This window comes from Georgenia deserti (assembly GCF_042680605.1).
Classification (GTDB): Bacteria; Actinomycetota; Actinomycetes; order Actinomycetales; family Actinomycetaceae; genus Allobogoriella; species Allobogoriella deserti.
The window spans coordinates 43865-60540 of record NZ_JBHUEE010000002.1 but is presented as its reverse complement, the minus strand read 5'-3'; the positions used below and the strand labels follow the sequence as shown (position 1 = coordinate 60540).

The 16676-nt window shown below is 71.1% G+C and carries 13 protein-coding genes and 1 other RNA gene; 9 read left to right on the top strand and 5 right to left on the bottom strand.

The features are described from left to right. Window positions 1-82 precede the first annotated feature (82 nt). Window positions 83-823: a GntR family transcriptional regulator gene (locus tag ACFSE6_RS03985; RefSeq protein WP_388002423.1), complete on the bottom strand. Its 741-nt coding sequence runs from the start codon at window positions 821-823 to the stop codon at window positions 83-85. 63 nt (window positions 824-886) lie between these two features. Between ACFSE6_RS03985 and ACFSE6_RS03980 the strand changes: the two genes are divergently transcribed. Continuing rightward, window positions 887-3412, top strand: coding sequence for a GcvT family protein (locus ACFSE6_RS03980; protein ID WP_388002422.1), 2526 nt, complete (start codon window positions 887-889; stop codon window positions 3410-3412). A 15-nt stretch (window positions 3413-3427) separates the two neighbouring features. Here the strand turns inward: ACFSE6_RS03980 and ACFSE6_RS03975 are convergent, their stop codons facing one another. Beyond that, on the bottom strand, window positions 3428-4201 hold the full coding sequence (locus tag ACFSE6_RS03975; protein WP_388002421.1) for an IclR family transcriptional regulator: 774 nt from the start codon (window positions 4199-4201) through the stop codon (window positions 3428-3430). A gap of 153 nt (window positions 4202-4354) precedes the next feature. Between ACFSE6_RS03975 and ACFSE6_RS03970 the strand changes: the two genes are divergently transcribed. Further along, window positions 4355-5572, top strand: coding sequence for a glycine cleavage T C-terminal barrel domain-containing protein (locus ACFSE6_RS03970; RefSeq protein WP_388002420.1), 1218 nt, complete (start codon window positions 4355-4357; stop codon window positions 5570-5572). On the opposite strand, the gene ACFSE6_RS03965 is transcribed toward ACFSE6_RS03970, so the two are convergent. Then, complete coding sequence (locus tag ACFSE6_RS03965; RefSeq protein ID WP_388002419.1) at window positions 5569-6429, bottom strand: RDD family protein; 861 nt, start codon at window positions 6427-6429, stop codon at window positions 5569-5571. The two genes, ACFSE6_RS03970 and ACFSE6_RS03965, sit on opposite strands and share 4 nt — an antisense overlap. 18 nt (window positions 6430-6447) lie before the next feature. Here ACFSE6_RS03965 and ACFSE6_RS03960 point away from each other — a divergent pair, with 18 nt between their 5' ends. After that, entirely contained in the window at window positions 6448-7443 is a 996-nt protein-coding gene (locus tag ACFSE6_RS03960) for a stage II sporulation protein M (RefSeq protein WP_388002418.1), read from the top strand. Window positions 7444-7478: 35 nt separating this feature from the next. Here ACFSE6_RS03960 and ACFSE6_RS03955 read toward each other — a convergent pair whose 3' ends face one another. Then, window positions 7479-8795 (bottom strand): acetamidase/formamidase family protein, encoded by a 1317-nt coding sequence (locus tag ACFSE6_RS03955; protein ID WP_388002417.1) that lies wholly within the window; start codon window positions 8793-8795, stop codon window positions 7479-7481. Between the two features lie 194 nt (window positions 8796-8989). On the opposite strand from ACFSE6_RS03955, the gene smpB reads away from it, so the two are divergent. From smpB to ssrA, 4 genes are all read left to right on the top strand, one after another. After that, a complete protein-coding gene (gene smpB / locus ACFSE6_RS03950; RefSeq protein ID WP_388002416.1) occupies window positions 8990-9514 on the top strand; it encodes an SsrA-binding protein SmpB in 525 nt (174 codons plus the stop codon). 170 nt (window positions 9515-9684) lie between these two features. After that, complete coding sequence (locus tag ACFSE6_RS03945) at window positions 9685-11592, top strand: DUF2207 domain-containing protein (protein WP_388002415.1); 1908 nt, start codon at window positions 9685-9687, stop codon at window positions 11590-11592. A 142-nt stretch (window positions 11593-11734) separates the two neighbouring features. Continuing rightward, window positions 11735-12172, top strand: coding sequence for a hypothetical protein (locus ACFSE6_RS03940; protein WP_388002414.1), 438 nt, complete (start codon window positions 11735-11737; stop codon window positions 12170-12172). A 222-nt stretch (window positions 12173-12394) separates the two neighbouring features. Continuing rightward, window positions 12395-12762, top strand: a transfer-messenger RNA (tmRNA) gene (ssrA, locus tag ACFSE6_RS03935). A gap of 203 nt (window positions 12763-12965) precedes the next feature. Here the strand turns inward: ssrA and ACFSE6_RS03930 are convergent. After that, the gene (locus tag ACFSE6_RS03930; protein ID WP_388002413.1) at window positions 12966-14099 is read right to left on the bottom strand and encodes a glycosyltransferase family 4 protein; all 1134 of its coding nucleotides are present in this window, start codon (window positions 14097-14099) and stop codon (window positions 12966-12968) included. 167 nt (window positions 14100-14266) lie between these two features. On the opposite strand from ACFSE6_RS03930, the gene ACFSE6_RS03925 reads away from it, so the two are divergent. Next, window positions 14267-16321 carry an amylo-alpha-1,6-glucosidase gene (locus ACFSE6_RS03925; protein ID WP_388002412.1) on the top strand — a complete coding sequence of 685 codons (2055 nt, stop codon included), beginning with the start codon at window positions 14267-14269 and terminating at the stop codon, window positions 16319-16321. A 22-nt stretch (window positions 16322-16343) separates the two neighbouring features. Then, window positions 16344-16670 carry a MerR family transcriptional regulator gene (locus ACFSE6_RS03920; protein ID WP_388002411.1) on the top strand — a complete coding sequence of 109 codons (327 nt, stop codon included), beginning with the start codon at window positions 16344-16346 and terminating at the stop codon, window positions 16668-16670. The last annotated feature ends 6 nt before the right edge of the window (window positions 16671-16676 follow it).

Below are 16676 nucleotides of genomic sequence, written 5' to 3'. Positions count from 1 at the left end.
CCGGCCGCGACCGGGCGCCGCGGCAGCCGCGATACCGTATCCCGTCCTCCCTGGACGCAGCCTGGGAGGCGGGCAGGGGGTCTCAGCCCCCGGCGATGACGCGCCCGATCGCCTGCTGGAAGCCCTGCACGTGGTCCGCGCTGATCGCCGCGGCGCGATCGCCGTCGCCGGCGCGGACGGCGGCCAGCAGGTCGCGGTGCTCGCGCACGGCGCCAGCCAGGTGCCCGACGCGCTCCAGCCCGAGGAACCACAGCCGCAGGCTGAGGATGAGGTACTCCTCGAGGGTGCCCGCCAGATAGGGGTTCGCCGCCGCGCGGTGGACGAATCGGTGCACGCGCTGGTCCACCCTGATCAGCGCGCGGGGGGCGTCCGGGACACCCTCGAGGTCGGTGAACAACCCAGCCACCGCCGCCTCGTCATCGGCCCCCGCTCCGCCGGCGCGCGGCGATGCCTGGCCACCGAGGCGCTGTGCGGCCAGGCGCGCGGCGAGCGGCTCGAGTTGCAACCGCACCTGCGTGATGGCGGTCAGGTCGCGGACGTCGACGCCGGCCACGACCATGCCGCGCCGCGGCCAGATCGTCACCAGCCCCTCGCGTGCCAGGCGGTGGAGCGCTTCGCGCACCGGGGTGCGCCCCAGACCGAGGCGCGCCATCAGCTCCGGCTCGTGGATCGGCGCGCCGGGCGCCAGCTCGAGGGTCGCCACCAGGTCACGGATGCGGTAGTACGCCGCATCCGAGCGACTCACCACCTCTGTGCCGGCCGGCACCTCGACCGTGAGATCGGCCAACTCGGTGGCGAGCTCGATCGATGTCGGCGTGGCCATGGTCACCTGCCCTCAACTGATATATCGTCAGCGTATCAGTGCCTCGTGGACGGAGGACGGGCCATGGGTGAGCTTCCCGGGCGCGCGGACGTGGTGGTCATCGGAGCCGGGATCGTCGGCAACGCCCTCGTGCGGCATCTGGCCGATCTGGGCTGGCGGAACCTGCTCCTGCTCGACAAGGGCCCGTTGCCGGATCCGGGCGGTTCGACCGGCCACGCGTCGAACTTCGTCTTCCCGGTGGACCACTCCAAGGAGATCACCGAGCTCACCCTGGACTCGATGCGGCAGTACGCCGAGCTGGACGTGCTCATCACCTGCGGGGGCATCGAGGTCGCCCGGAGCGAGGAACGCCACCAGGAGCTGACGCGCCGGATCACCTCCTCGCTCGCGTGGGGCGTCGAGGCCGAGCTCATTTCGCCCGCGCGGATCAAAGAGCTCGTGCCGTGGCTGGACGAGACCCTGCTCCGCATCGGGTTCCACACGCCCACCGGCGCCGTCGTCGATCCGGTCCGAGCGGGCGAGCTCATGCGCACCCGGGCCGTCGAGGCCGGTGCGCTCACCGTCGCGGAGAACACCGAGGTCACCGGGATCGAGACGGTGCCCGGTCGGGACCGGCCGCGCGTGACCGGCGTGCGGACCTCACGAGGGCTCGTCGAGACCGAGATCGTCGTGGTGGCGTGCGGCGTCTGGAGCCCGGCCGTCGCCGCGCTGGCCGGAGCCCGCATCCCGCTGACCCCGGCGGTCCACCAGATGATGGACCTCGGTCCGATCCCCGAGCTGGCCGAGACCGGCGAGGTCATCAGCTTTCCGCTGGTGCGGGACATGGACCACAAGATGTACGAGCGCCAGCGTGGGGCGAATCTCGAGGTCGGCTCCTACGACCACCGCCCGATCCTGCACCACCCGAGCGAGATCCCGGCGCTGGGCGAGGGGACGCAGACCTCTCCCACCCGGATGCCGTTCACCGAGGAGGACTTCACGCCGCAACTCGCCGCCGCCCGCGAGCTATTCGGGCCGCTGCTGGACCGGCCCGAGCTCGGCCGCGCCGACGCCATCAACGGCCTGCTGTCGCTGACCCCGGACGGTGCACCGGTACTCGGTGAGACGCCCGAGGTCCGCGGGCTGTGGTCCGCCGCCGCGGTGTGGATCAAGGAGGCGCCCGGCGCTGCCCGCGCGGTGGCCGAGCTCCTGACCGAAGGCGCCAGCGAGATCGACGTGCACGGCGCCGACATCGCGCGGTTCCGGCCGCACCAGCGCACCACACGACACGTGCGCGCCCGGGCCGCGGAGGGCTTTCCCAAGATCTACGGCATCAGCCATCCGCGGGAGCAGTGGGCGAGCGAACGGCCGCTGCGCACCAGCCCCTTCTACCCGCGCGAGGTCGAGCTCGGTGCCGAGTTCTACGAGGCGGCCGGCTGGGAGCGCCCCCAGTGGTACGCCGCGAACGATGCCCTGCTCGACCGCTACGGAGACCGGGTGACCTCACGCACCAGCGAGTGGGACGCTCGCTGGTGGTCGCCGATCATCGAGGCGGAGCACCTCGCGATGCGCGAGCGGGCGGGACTGTTCGACCTCACTGCTTTCGCGGTCTTCGACGTCACCGGTCCCGGGGCGCTCGACCTGGTCCAAAGTCTGTGCGTCGCCCAGGCGGACCGACCCGCCGGCCGGGTGGTCTACACCCCGATGCTCGACCCGCACGGCGGCTTCCGTGCCGACCTGCCCGTCATCCGGCTCGCCGAACAGCACGTCCGGGTGATCACCGGAGCCGCCGACGCCGGCCGCGACCTCGCGTGGTTCCGTCAGCACCTGCCCGATGACGGCAGCGTGACTCTGACGGACTTGACCTCGGCAACGTGCGCCGTCGGCCTGTGGGGTCCGCGGGCCCGCGACGTGCTCACCGAGCTCACCGAGGACGGCGGGCAGTGCCTGTCCGCCGAACGGTTCGGCTTCGCGACGGCCCGGGAGATCACCCTCGCCGGCATCCCGGCCCTCATGGTGCGGATCTCCTACGTGGGCGACCTCGGCTGGGAGATCCACGTTCCCACCGAGCACGGGCTGCCGCTGTGGGACGCACTGTGGCAGGCCGGGCAGGCCCACGGCCTCGTCGCGGCCGGCGCCGGGGTGTACGGCACCACGGGACGGCTGGAGAAGGCCCACCGGCTCATGGGATCCGAGCTCAGCCCCGACTACGGCCCCGTCGAGGCCGGCCTCGCCCTGCCCCGGGTCAAGGACGCCGACTTCGTCGGCAAGGCCGCCTACCTACAAGCCCGTGACCAGGAGCCCGCGGCCGTGCTGAGCACCTTGGCGCTGGCCGACGGCGTCACGCGCTATCCGACGGGCCATGAGCCGGTGCTCACGGCCGACGGTGACCCGCTGATCGACGGCCGCGGCCGCCGCTCGTACGTGACCAGTGCGGGCCCGGCCCCGGCGTTGGGGCGATACCTGCTGCTCGCCTACCTTCCGGCCGACCGGGCACATGCGGGCGAGCGCTTCGTCGTCGACTACCTGGGGGAGCGGTTGCCCGTCGAGGTGCTCACGGTCGGCCGCACCGCGCCGTTCGACCCGGAGCACACCCGGATGAAGGGCTGAGCGCCCTGCCGCCCGTCAGCTCGCGCGCCCGCCGAGGCGCCGGCTGACCTCGGCCGCGCCCCACATGACCGCGTCGCGGATGTGCGGGAACTCCTCCTCGGTGACCCGGTAGCCGGGCCCGGCGGCGCTGAGCGCGGCCACCACGGTTCCGGTGTGATCGCGGATCGGTGCGGCCACCGCGAACAGGCCCTCCTCGTACTCCTCCTCCGCGTAGGCGTAGCCGTCCGTGCGGATGCGGGCCAGGGCGGCCTCGAGGTCGGCAGGGTCGGTCAGCGTCCGGTCGGTGAACCGCTCGAGCGGTCCGGACACGGCCTCGTGCCGCTGCTCCTCGGGGAGATGGGCGAGCAGCACCTTGCCGTTGGACGTCGCGTGGGGCGGCGTGCGCTGGCCGATCCAGTTCCGGGTGCCGATCGTGGTCGAGCCCTCGGCCTGACACACGTTGACGGCCATGCCCGAGGAGAGGATCGCCACGTTGCACGTCTCGTCCAACTCGGCCGCGAGCCGGTCGCACACGGGCTGGGCCTCGGTGGTCACGCTCAGGCGTCCCGCGGTGGCCCCGGCCAGGCGGAGACAGCCCACGCCCAGGCGGTAGCGGCCCTGGTCCTGTTCGACGAGGTCGTGCCCGGAGAGGACGTCGACGAGCCGGGAGACGGTGGACTTATGCACCCCGAGTTCGTCCGCGAGCTGCCCCAACGAGGACTCGGTCTCGCGAGCGAGGATCTCCAGGACGTACAGCGCCCGGTCGACCGACTGGACCGGCCGCGCCGGTCGGGTCGTCTCGGTGCTCACGCGCAGAACCCTAGTCGCGGCGTGCGCGGTGCCGGGACATCGCACACGACACGCACGTTGCGTATGGCGCAATGCATTGCGTCCCGCGCAACGGCGTGGGCAGAATGGTGAGGGACATCACGGTCGCGGTTCTCGACAAGCAGGAGGCCCCCGATGCCCATCAACGCCGAACCCCGTGTTCTCCTCTACCCGCGCATCCGCAAGACCCCGTTCTTCCCCGCCTCACGCCGGCACGGCGTGGCCATGTACAGCGTCTACAACCGCACCTACCACGCCCGGCACTACGGCGACCCGGTTGCCGAATACTGGTCGTTGCTGACCGGTGTGACGCTGTGGGACGTCGGCGTCGAGCGCCAGGTCGAGATCACCGGACCGGACGCCTTCGACTTCACCAACTACCTCGTCACTCGTGATCTCAGCCGGTGCGACGTGGGGCAGTGCAAGTACGTCTTCCTCACCGACACCGACGGTGGCATCCTCAACGACCCGGTCCTCCTCCGGCTCGGGGAGAACCACTTCTGGCTCTCCCTGGCCGACAGCGACATCCTGCTGTGGGCTCGCGGGGTCGCCCTCGGCTCCGGCTGGGACGTGCAGATCCGGGAGGCCGACGTCGCACCCGTGCAGGTCCAGGGGCCGAAGTCGGTGCACGTCATGCGGGACCTGTTCGGTCCCGAGGTGCTCGAGATCGACTACTACCGGCTCGCCGAGTACGAGCTGGACGGCATGCGCGTGGTGGTCTCGCGCACCGGTTACAGCGGCGAGGCCGGATTCGAGATCTACGTGCGCAACGCCTCCCGCGACGGCGTCCGGCTCTGGGAGCGGGTCTGGGACGCCGGCCAGCCCTACGGCATGGTCCCGATCGGCCCGTGCCACATCCGCCGGATCGAGGCGGGCATGCTCGCCTTCGGCGCCGACATCACGTTCGACACGAACCCGTTCGAGGTCGGCATGGGCTACGACTGGATGGTCAACCTCGACCAGGAGGCCGACTTCATCGGCAAGGACGCCCTGCGCCGCATCAAGGACCAGGGGGTGAGCCGCAAGCTCGTCGGCCTGGAGATCGGCGGAAACCCCCTGGGAAGCTACAACGACGGCAGCATGATCGAGCCGTTCGACGTCTCTTCCTCGGGCGTCGTCGTCGGCGAGGTCACCTCCGCCTGCTGGTCGCCGCGGCTGGAGCAGAACATCGGTCTGGCGATGGTGCCCGTCGAGCTCGGCGAGATCGGCACCGAGCTGGAGGTCGACACCCCGGCCGGGCGGGTGGCCGCCGTCGTCGTCCCGAAGCCGTTCGTCGACCCGACCAAGGAGCTGCCCAAGCGGCGCCTGACCGGCGAGACGACGGGCGAGGAGAAGGCGCCGGCGATGGCTTAGCCCGCGATCTGGTGCGGCAGCCGGGTCACCTGCGCCGCCTCGGCGTCCTCGCGTTCGCGGGCACGCAGCCCGACGGCGTATTCCCGGTCCCGACGCGCGACCAGCACGGCGGCCAGGAACCGTTCGGGATGCGTCCCCCACGGCGGCGGTGGCGAGACGAGGGGCTCGATCCGGGCGGCGAGCTGGCGGCCCATGTCCTCCCGTGCCCGTCTGTCCATCGATCCGGTCCGGGACAGGAACTGCCGGGCCGCCAGGCCGACGCCGTCGGGCAGTCGGCGGATGTCTGCTCCGGCGGCCCAGGCGGCCAGCTCGGGCGGCATGATCAGCGGCGGCAGCGCGCGGTCGTCGCCGCGGATCCGCACCGCGTAGGTGCCGGCGAGGATGTCGCCGACCCGTTTCCCGCGCCGGGTGAGGATGGCGGAGATGACTGCCATGGCGCCGAGCGTGAGCCAGAGGTCGCCGATGCCGACGAGTGCGCGGACCAGGGCGTGCCGCATCCGGATGGGGCCGCCGTCGTTGCGCACCACCCGGATGCCGGTGGCGAGCTTGCCGAGCGATCGTCCGCGGGTGAGCGTCTCGACCGTGACGGGCACGAAGACGAAGATCGTGGCGACCGTGACCACCTGGACCACCCCGAGCTGGGCCGCGTTGAGCTGGTTGAGCAGCGGCGTGGCCGCGATGAGCAGCAGGTAGGCGGCCGCGGCGACGGCGATCGCGTCGAGCATGCTGCCGAGCGCGCGCATCCCCACCGAGGCGGGCCGCGACTCGAGGGCGACCGCCTCTCCGGTGACGATGAGATCGTCCTGCAGGCGCGCCTGGGCCAGCGCAGCCTCCGGTCCGGACACGCGGGTGGTCACCTGTGGCAGGGTACCGGCGTGGACCCCGATGCGTTTGCCGCCGTGCACGAGGGCGAATGGCGCCGCCTCGAGGAGCTGAGCCGGCGGCGGGAGCTGACCGGTCCGGAGGCCGACGAGCTGGTCCGCCTGTACCAGGCCACCGCCGGCCACCTGTCCGCGTTGCGCAGTTCGGCACCGGACCCGCATCTGGTCAGCCGGCTCTCCGTCCTGCTCGGCCACGCTCGCGGGCGGGTCGCCGGGACGCACGAGCTCCGGCTCGACGATGTCGTCCGGTTCTTCGCCCGGTCGCTGCCGGCCGCGTTCTACCGCGTGCGGTGGTGGACGGTGGCGGTCGCCGCGGCGTTCCTCGTCCTCGCCGTCGTCGCCGGTGTCCATGCGGCACGCACCCCGGAGGTGATGGCGCAGCTCGGCTCGCCCTCCCAGCTGCAGAACTACGCCGAGGAGGCATTCGCCGCCTACTACAACAACTACCCGGCCCCGGACTTCGCCGCCCAGGTGTGGACCAACAATGCGTGGATAGCCGCCCAGTGCATCGGGCTGGGCATCACCGGGGTCTACCCGGTCTTCGTGCTGTACCAGAACGCCGTCGGGATCGGGCAGGCCGGGGCGATCATGGAGGTCTACGGCGACGTCGGCGTGTACTTCTCTCTCATCCTGCCGCACGGGATGATGGAGCTGACCGCGATCTTCATTGCCGGCGGCGCCGGGCTGAAGCTGTTCTGGACGGCCGTCTCCCCGGGCGGGCGCACCCGCGGACGTGCGCTCGCGGACGAGGGACGCTCGCTCGTCACGGTGGCGGTCGGGCTCGTCGTCGTCCTCGGTGTCTCCGGCCTCGTCGAGGGGTTCGTCACCGCCTCGTTCCTGCCGACGTGGGCCGAGCTGACCATCGGTGCCCTGGTTCTCGCCGCCTACTGGACGTACACGCTGGTCGTCGGCCGGCGCGCCGTGGCCGAGGGGGAGACCGGCGATCTCGAGGCGGACCTGGCCGGTCACACCCTCGCCCAGGCCGGCTGATCAGGTCGACGGCCTCGGGGAGGCGCAGCGGCGGATCAGCCGAAGTCCGCCTTGCGGATCAGCGCATGGATCCCGGTCGTGCGGTCGACGACCTGGGAGACCTGGAAGTCAGTGGCCGTGCTGAGATAGGCGTAGGCGACCGGAGCGGACATGCCGACATCCTCGGTGAGGAACGCCAGGGCGTGGCGCACCGCGGTCTGCATCGCGACGTCCAGACTGGTCTCGTTGCCGCCGTTCTCGGGGCCGTCGGGGTCGCTCAGGCCGACGGGGATCCAGTGGTCGGGTGTCTCGGCGAACGGGTACTCGAAAGCGGCCGCCGGAGCGCCCTCGCCGCCTCGAGGGACGACCGTGAGCCGGAACGTGCCCCGCAGCGAGCCCTCCATCGCGGTGAGGGCGACCTCGCCGTCGCCCTGCGCCATGTGCGGGTCACCGGTGAAGAAGAGCCCGCCCGCGACCTGGATCGGTAGGTACAACGTCGAACCGACGCCCAGATCGGTGATGTCGAGATTGCCGCCGGCATCCGTCGGTGGCACCGAGTCCACCATCGCGCCGGTGTCCCGGGCGACGCCCATGATCCCCATGAACGGAGCGAGGTCGAAGGAGACCGGCACGTCCCCCGGCATCGATCCGCGGTACCGCCCGCCGGACTTGACGACCTCGGTGAACACGCTGACGTTCCCGCCGGCGTTCAGGTACGGCGCGTACTCCTCCACGCCGCGGAAGGCCTCGGGATAGACGCCTGGAAGCGCCCCTTTGCCCTCCCGGTTGGAGACGACGCCGTACGGGACACGCAGCTGCAGGTCCAGCACCTCGATCCGCAGCACATCACCGGGCTCGGCGCCGCGCACCGCGATCGGGCCGGTGACCACGTGCGGTCCCGGGCCGTCGTGCTCGGCGTGCGCCGCGACGCCGACGGCGTCGTCGAGGATCCGGTCAGTGGGGACGTCGAACGAGGTGAAGTACTCCGTCGGGTCCTTGCCCTGGTCCTCCAGCACGCCTTCGTGGGAGATCGTGTCGACCGTGACGACGGCGCCCGAGTCGACGACGGCGACCGGTTCGGCCGTCCGCGTGGGCAGATGCCCCCAGGTGATCTCATCGGGCCGCGCCGGCACGTAGACGCCACGGGTGGGGCCCGCTGCGGGCTGGAGGATCGGGAAACCCGCTCCGACCGCGGGTCCGCGGGCGCGGCGGGCGTGCGCACTCCCCGCGACGGTGGCCAGGGAGGTGCCAGCGAGCGTGGCCGCCCCGGCCGCCCGGAGGACATTGCGCCGGGCGAGCCCCCGGCGCAGCAGGCCGGTGGCGCGGGTCCGGTCCGTGGTGGTGACGGCGTCGGTCGATCTGTTGCTCTCCATGCGAGGCACCGTGGCAGGGCGATGTTGCCGGGCGATGCGCACGGTGTTACGTCTCGATGACGCCCGCCTGCACGCCGGCAGCGAAAAGTCGTCGAGCCGCACCAGGTCGGTGGCCTATCCTGGAGGGTCGGCATGCGCAGCTGCGCACACCGCTCGCCACGACCGTGGCACCCCGAACGAGAGAGGAACCGACCATGGCCCGCGCGAACGCACCCGGGGCGAAGAAGCCCACCGCGGCGCAGCGGGCCAAGGCGGACGCCGACGCCCGCAAGGTGGTCGCCCGCAACAGGCGCGCCCGGTACGACTACCACATCGACGACACGTTCGAGGCAGGCCTCGCGCTCACCGGCACCGAGGTCAAGGCGCTGCGCATGGGCCGGGCCTCCCTCGTCGAGGGATGGGTCGAGGTCGCCGGCGGTGAGGCCTGGCTGCACAACGTGCACATCCCCGAGTACACGCAGGGTTCGTGGACGAATCACGGCCCGCGCCGCAAGCGCAAGCTCTTGCTGCACAAGGACGAGATCGTCAAGCTCGGCAGCAAGTCCCGGGAGAAGGGCCGCACGATCGTGCCGCTCGAGCTGTACTTCCTCAAGGGGAGGGCCAAGGTCGAGATCGCGCTGGTGCGAGGCAAGCAGGAGTTCGACAAGCGGCAGACCCTGCGCGAGAAGCAGGACCAGCGCGAGGCGCAGCGGGCGATGAGCCTGCGTCAGCACCGCTGACGGCAGATCCCGGTCGGTCCACCGGCGGGTGATCGACGAGGCTCCACCCGCGGTCGGAGCCGTTCCCTGCCGCCGGGCCGTGATCTCCGTCCGCGGACGGACGTGCGCGCCCACCTCGCCGTCTACCGTGATCGGGATCGACGAGAGGGGGGCACCCGATGGTGACGGACATGCGGCGCGCGGGAGTCACCGCGATGCTGGCCCTGGCGGGGGCAGTGACGGTGCTGGGCGCGCTCATCCTGCCGGTGACGCCGGCCCACGCCGACGACGAGGCGGTGGGCACCATCAGCCGGATGGATATCACGGCGGACCTGGCCGCCGAGGGTGGGCGGGCCGACGTCACGGTCGACCTGCGGCTCGATCTGGGTTCCGAGGAGGCGCACGGTCCCTACCTCGTGCTCGCCGAGCTCCAGGAGATCGTCGGCGACCCGGACCATTACCGCCGATTCGAGATCGACGACGTCACCGCGCACTCACAGACAGCCCCGGACGACCTGCGCGTGGAGCATGAGGACGGAGTGGTCGGCGTCTACGTCGGCGACGAGGACACCGAGATCACCGGCGCACACGACTACCGGATCACCTACACCGTCACGGGGCTGGTGAACCCGGCCGAGGCAGGCGGTGAGGACGAGCTGTACTGGAACGTCGTCGCCCCGGGCGGCTTCGAGATCCCGATCGACGAGCTGAGCGTCGCGATCTCCGGCCCGGTCGCCCCGGAGCGCAGCGCCTGCTACGTCGGACCGACGGGTTCGACGGACCCGTGCGCGGACGTCACCACCGACGGCCGGACCGTCCATGCGAGCACTACCGGCCTCGGCGACGGTGAGGGCGTCAGCGTGGTCGTCGGCTGGCCCGGCGGCACGTTCACCGGCGCCGAACCCGAACTCGTCCACCGATACACGCCCGCCAACGTCGTCCAGCTCACGCCTGTGACTGGTGGCATCACGGCCGCTGCCGTCCTCGCTGCCCTCGCCGGTATCGGCGTGCTCGCCCGGACGCGGGGCCGCGACCGTGCGTACCTGGGGCTCACCCCGGGCCTGACTCCGGTTGGTGACGCGCCCGGCACAGTCGGTCCGGCGCCCCAGCAGTCCGTGGCCGTCCGGTTCACACCGCCCGACGGAGTCCGGCCCGGCGAGGTGGGCACCCTCGCCGACGAGATCGCGCACCGCCACGACGTGACGGCGACGATCGTCGACCTGGCCGTCCGGGGATACCTGCGCATCGAGGAGGTCGCCGGATCAGAGCCCGACGACGGCCCCGAGGACGCCGACTCCGAGGTGGACGAGGCCAGTGAGCTTCACGGCCGGGCGACCCCGGAACCGGGGGACTGGCGGCTCGTGCAGTTGCGGACGGACACCGATCATCTCGAGGCCTATGAAGCGGCGCTGCTGGACCGGCTCTTCGCCGATGACGAGGCACCACTTCTCTCGGACCTCGGCGGCAACCTGCACGAGACGGTCAGCGCCACCTCGGCGGACCTCTACACGACCGTCGTCGAGCGTGGCTGGTTCACCGCCTCGCCGCAGAAGGTCCGCCACCGGTGGATCGCGCGAGGTGCGGTGGTGCTGGGGCTCGGCGCGATCTCGGTGCCGGTCCTCTGGCTGACCCAGCTGCCGCTGGTGTTCGCGTTCGCGCCGCTGGCCGTCGGCGTGGCGCTGATGGTCGCCTCCGCGTCGATGCCGGCCCGCACCGCTGCCGGCACTGCGGTGCTCGCCCAGGCGCTCGGCTTCCGTGAGTACCTGGCCACGGCGGAGGCGGAGCAGCTCCGCTTCGAGGAGGGCGAGGATGTCTTCTCTCGGTACCTGCCGTGGGCCATCGTCTTCGGGCTGGCCGACCGGTGGGCACAGATCGTCGCCGACGCGGCCGCACGGGGCATGGCCGTTCCCGAGCCGGCCTGGTACGTCGGGCTTCCCGGGGTGCACGTGTGGGCGGGGTCCGACCGGTTCGCCGCATCGGTAGGAGCGTTCACGACGACAGCGGTGACCGCGGCCTCGGTCGGCGCCGGCGGAGGGTCCGGGTTCACCGGCGGAACCGTGGGTGCGGGCGTGGGCGGCACCGGCGGCGGGAGCTGGTGAGTGTCAGGAGTGCGCAGGTCTCATCCTGCGCAGAGCGACGCGACGCTCCACGTGGCTTCGCGGCGCTCCGGGTGTGCCGATCTCGCCCGACCGGTTAGGTTGAGGGCGTTCACATAGCCGTCCGGTCTTGGAGGTCGCTCCCATGGGTCTGCCGCTCAAGCTCAGCCATGTCCCCGCCCGCGTCGCCGCCGGCGCTTTCATCCTCAACTCGGGCCTGGGCAAGCGGGGCCTGTCCGCCGAGGACGCGGCGCAGTACCAGGACATGGCTGCCAACGCGTTCCCGCAGCTGAAGGATCTCTCGCCGCAGGACTTCGGCAAGCTCCTGGCCAACGCCGAGATCGGCCTCGGCGCGGCCTTGATCGCCCCGCTCGTGCCGAGCTGGCTCGCCGGCCTCGGGCTCGCCGGGTTCTCGGGGTCGTTGCTGTACATGTACACCAACACCCCGGGCATGACCGAGGACGGCTCACGCATCAAGCCGAGCCAGCAGGGGATCGGGATCGCCAAAGACGTCTTCCTGCTCGGCATCGCGGGCACACTCATCCTCGACTCGCTGCTCTCCGGCAAGAAGCGCACGAACTAGCGCCACCCGCCCACCCACCCGCGACTCGTCACTCTTGTGCCGACTCGTCATTCTTGTGCCGCTCGTCCAGACATGTGCCGTCGATCCGTCACGACGCACCCGCGGCTGCGATGTGCGCCACACCGGCCGGCGCGGGAATGTCCGTGCGCGGATCCGTGTTGTGCCCATAGCATGGTGAGACCGGACCGGCGTGAGCCGGCTGGTACACAGCACAACTCCACAGGGGATGATCGGTTTCGACGACGGTCGTCGATCCAGGTGAAGCGGGCCGAGGACGCAGAGTTATCTCGTTAACGCCCTCTGCAAACCAATAGGTGCCGATTCCAAGCGCACCGAGTTCGCCCTCGCCGCCTGAGCGAGCCTCGAACTCCGTCAGCCCGGGTTAGCTCTCGACCCGGTTCCTGGCGTCAGCTAGAGAGCCACTGCTCGCAGTCCTCGTCACCGGGGCTGCGGGAACATCCAGGTGACTGAGCCCGTCAGCGACTTGTCTGCGTGATCGCTGGGGCCGAGAAAATCAGCAGCAGACTGCGCCCGGAGAAGCCCTGGTTCCACGCCGTCGGACGGGGGTTCGATTCCCCCCATCTCCACATTCCGCGACGCCCTCCGGGCGTCGACCGAAGCCCGGACCTCTCGGGGTCCGGGCTTCGTGCTGTCCGCCGGACGGCCACGTCACAGACCCCCTCGAGCGCGTCAGGGGAACGCGTGTGAGGACAGGCGCACACCCGGTAGGGGCTGCCGCGACACAGGCCTCCGCAGTCGTGCGTTCCGGGTCACGTTGCCATGGGTGCAGCGCTCAAGCCACCTCTCCGAAGTCGGTGTCGGTCAGCTGCCGGATGCTGCTCGTTCCCTCGACGAGCATGCGGTAGACCCGTTCGTAGCCGGCCGCCATCACGTCGACGTCGAACATCTCCTCGGCACGCATCCGCGCGTCAGCCGGGTCGAGCTCGTCGACGGCCTCCAGGGCGTCGACGAAGTCAGCGAAGCTGTCGACCACGAGGCCGCTGCGGCCGTGCTCGACCACCTCCGGAACACTGCCGCGATCCATCGCGACCACGGGGGTGCCGCACGCCATCGCCTCGATCATCACCATGCCGAACGGCTCCTCCCACTGGATGGGGAAGGCCAGGGCCCGTGCGTAGGCGAGCAGGTCACGCTTGGTACGGGCGTCCGCTTCACCGACGTACTCGACGTCGTCACCCAGGCGGGGGCGGACGAACGTCTCGAAGTACTCGCGTTCCCCCGCCTCGTTGAGTTTGCCGGCCAGCACGATCGGGCGCCCAGCCGCGCGTGCCGCGTCGATCGCGAGGTGTGCGCCCTTGTCGGGGTTGAACCGGCCGAGCCACAGCACGTAGTCGTCCTTCTCCGCGCGATAGGGGAAGGACGCCACGTCGATGGCGTTGTGCACCGTGCCCACCCAGTTCAGGCGTGGGTTCGCGCGGCGCTGGGCGTCCGAGATCGCCACCACGTCCACGCTGCGGCCGAGCCGTTCGACGTAGTCGCCGTTCGCCCCGGTCACCGGCCCGTGCATCGTCGTCACGGTCGGGATCTGCCGGCCACGGGCGAGCAACGGCCCGGCGAGAGTGTGGTCGTGGACCACGTCGACCTCGAACGTCTCGAGCACTCGCGCGGCCTCGGCCGCGACGACGACTTCAGGCATCGGTGTCCCGAGGAGCGAGGTCGGCGGCACGTCGTAGACCGCATGGAACCTCGTGGCTCGCGTGCGGTGCTCGCCCGCGGCCACCAGGGTGACGTCGTGGCCGCGCCGGACCAGGCCGTCGACCAATGAGGCCACCACGGCCTCCGTCCCGCCGTATCCCTTCGGCGGCAGCTCGAACCACGGTGGTGCGATCATCGCGATCCTCAACGGCCTCCCGCTGTCGCTCGGCTCGTCGGCCCGCGCCGCGGTCTGCGTCGAAACGATGGACACACGCCCCTCCTTACACATGCCGGTTGACGGCTGATCGAGAAAGGCCCCACATCCTCGGAGGTACCAAACCTACGACTGCGATATGAAGATTATCATGAGTCTAGGAGCAAGCTAGTTGGAGGCGTGATCTGATGTCGGAGGCGATGCAGAGCAGTCCGAGCGGCACGGTGACCCTAGTCGAGGGGTCGTCGTTCTGCGTCAGCGGCACGAGTGGCGACATCCACCCCGAGTACGCCCACGGTCTCTTCGTCCGTGACACCCGGCTGCTGTCCCGGTGGGAGCTGACGATCGACGGGACGGTGCCGGAGCCGCTCGCCGTCACTCCGGGCGAACCGTACGAGGCGACGTTCGTCGGCCGTGCAGCGCCGCGGCCCGGTCAGAGCGAGCCGACTCTCGTCGTCGAACGAAAGCGTTACGTTGCCCAGGGCATGCGTGAGGACATCACCCTGCGCAACTTCGGTCCCGAGGCGGCGGGCGTGGACCTGCGCCTGGAGGTGGACGCGGACTTCGCAGACCTGTTCGAGGTCAAGGAGAACCGCGTCCGGCACCCGCGCCGCGTGGGGCGGCGGGCAGCCGGGTCCGAGCTGTCGCTGTGGATGGATCGTGCTCAGGACAGTCGTGGGGTGCGTGTCACCGCCGGTGGAGCCACGGCCGGCGAGCAGTCACTGCGAACGTCCCTGGTCGTCCCGGCCGGTGGCAGCACCACGGTGACCGTGGAGGCCGTGGCCGTGGTCGGCGGCGAGGACCTCGGGATGGCGTTCTCCGTCGAGCAGCCGGTGGACCAGGCCGAGCCGGCCCGCCGCATGCGTGGCTGGCGCGAGTCGGTGCCCGCCATTCGCGTCGACGACCCTGCGCTGGCCGAGGCGCTCGAGCGCAGCGAGGAGGATCTCGGCGCCCTGCGCATCGTCGACCCTCGGCACCCCGAGGACGACGTCGTCGCGGCAGGCGCGCCATGGTTCATGGCCCTCTTCGGGCGCGACTCCCTCCTCACGAGCTGGATGACGCTGCCGTTCTCGCCCGAGCTGGCCCTCGGCACCATGCGCACGCTGGCCCGCATGCAGGGCACCGAGGTCGACGTGATGACCGAGGAACAGCCCGGCAAGATCCTGCACGAGGTCAGACTCGGTGCCGACACGTCCATGGCTCTGGGCGGTGACAGCGTCTATTACGGCTCGGTCGACGCCACGCCGCTCTTCGTCGTCCTGGCGGGCCAAGCCGCCCGGTGGGGGGTGCCGCTGGAGCGGATCGAGCCGTTGCTGCCGGCCGTGGACGCCGCCCTGTCCTGGATCGAGACCTACGGGGACCGTGACGGCGACGGTTTCGTCGAGTACGAGCGCAGTACCGATCGCGGCCTGGCCAATCAGGGCTGGAAGGACAGTCACGACGGGATCTCCTTCCGGGACGGGACCACGGTGCGCACACCCATCGCCCTCGCCGAGGTCCAGGGCTACTGCTACGCCGCCTACCTCGCCAAGGCCGACCTGGACGAACGCATGGGCCGTCACGTCGACGCCGAACGGTGGCGCCGCCGTGCCGCCGAACTGAAGCGCCGGTTCCACGCCGCGTTCTGGATGCCGGGTGCCGGGTATTACGCCCTGGCGCTGGACGGCGAGAAGCGGCAGGTCGACGCGATCACCTCGAACGTCGGCCACTGCCTGTGGACCGGGATCGCCGAGGAGGAGGTCGCCGACCAGGTGGTCGAACGGCTGGTCTCACCCGAGATGTTCACCGGTTTCGGGATCCGTACGCTCGGCGTCGGCAACGCCCGGTACAACCCGGTGAGTTACCACAACGGCTCGGTCTGGCCCCACGACACCGTGCTGTGTGCGGCGGGCGTCGCCGCCTACGGTTTTGCCGGCCAGGCGCGTCGCATCATCGACGGCCTCATCGATGCTGCCAGGGCGTTCGACGGCCGTCTGCCCGAGTTGTTCTGCGGCTTCGACCGGGCGGACAAACCGGTGCCGGTGCCGTACCCGACGTCGTGCTCACCCCAGGCCTGGGCGGCCGCGGTGCCGTTCGAGATCCTGCGGATCGCGACCGGGCTGACCCCGGCGCGTCCCGGCGGCGACGCCCAGGCCGCGCCCGAGCGCCTCGGTGAGGTCTCGATCGAGAACCTGCCCTTCGAGGAGGACGTGCGGGTACGTGCGAACGGCGGGCGCGGCTCCGCCTCCGCCGAACCCGGGGAGCCCGCACCGCGCGCCGGCAACTACGATGCGGGCTGATCCTGGTGAGGGGTGAGTGGTGATGCGACGCGACGGTCAGGACGACGGCGCGCCGGGCCCGGCGGCGACCGGCCGGAACGTGCCGTTCTACACGATCGGTCAGGTGGCCTCGTTACTCGAGGTGCCGACCGCACAGCTGCGCCGGCTCGACGAGCAGGAGATCGTGCAGCCGGAGCGCTCCGACGGCAACCAGCGTCGGTATAGCCAGGAGGAGATCGACCGGCTGCGGGAGGTCCTGCAACTGACCGACGAGGGCGTGACTCTCCCCGGGGTCCGCAAGGTGCTCGAGCTGCGTCGCCGTGTCGACGAGCTCGAGCACGAACTCGAGCGCGAGCGCGGCGAGGCCTAGCCGGCG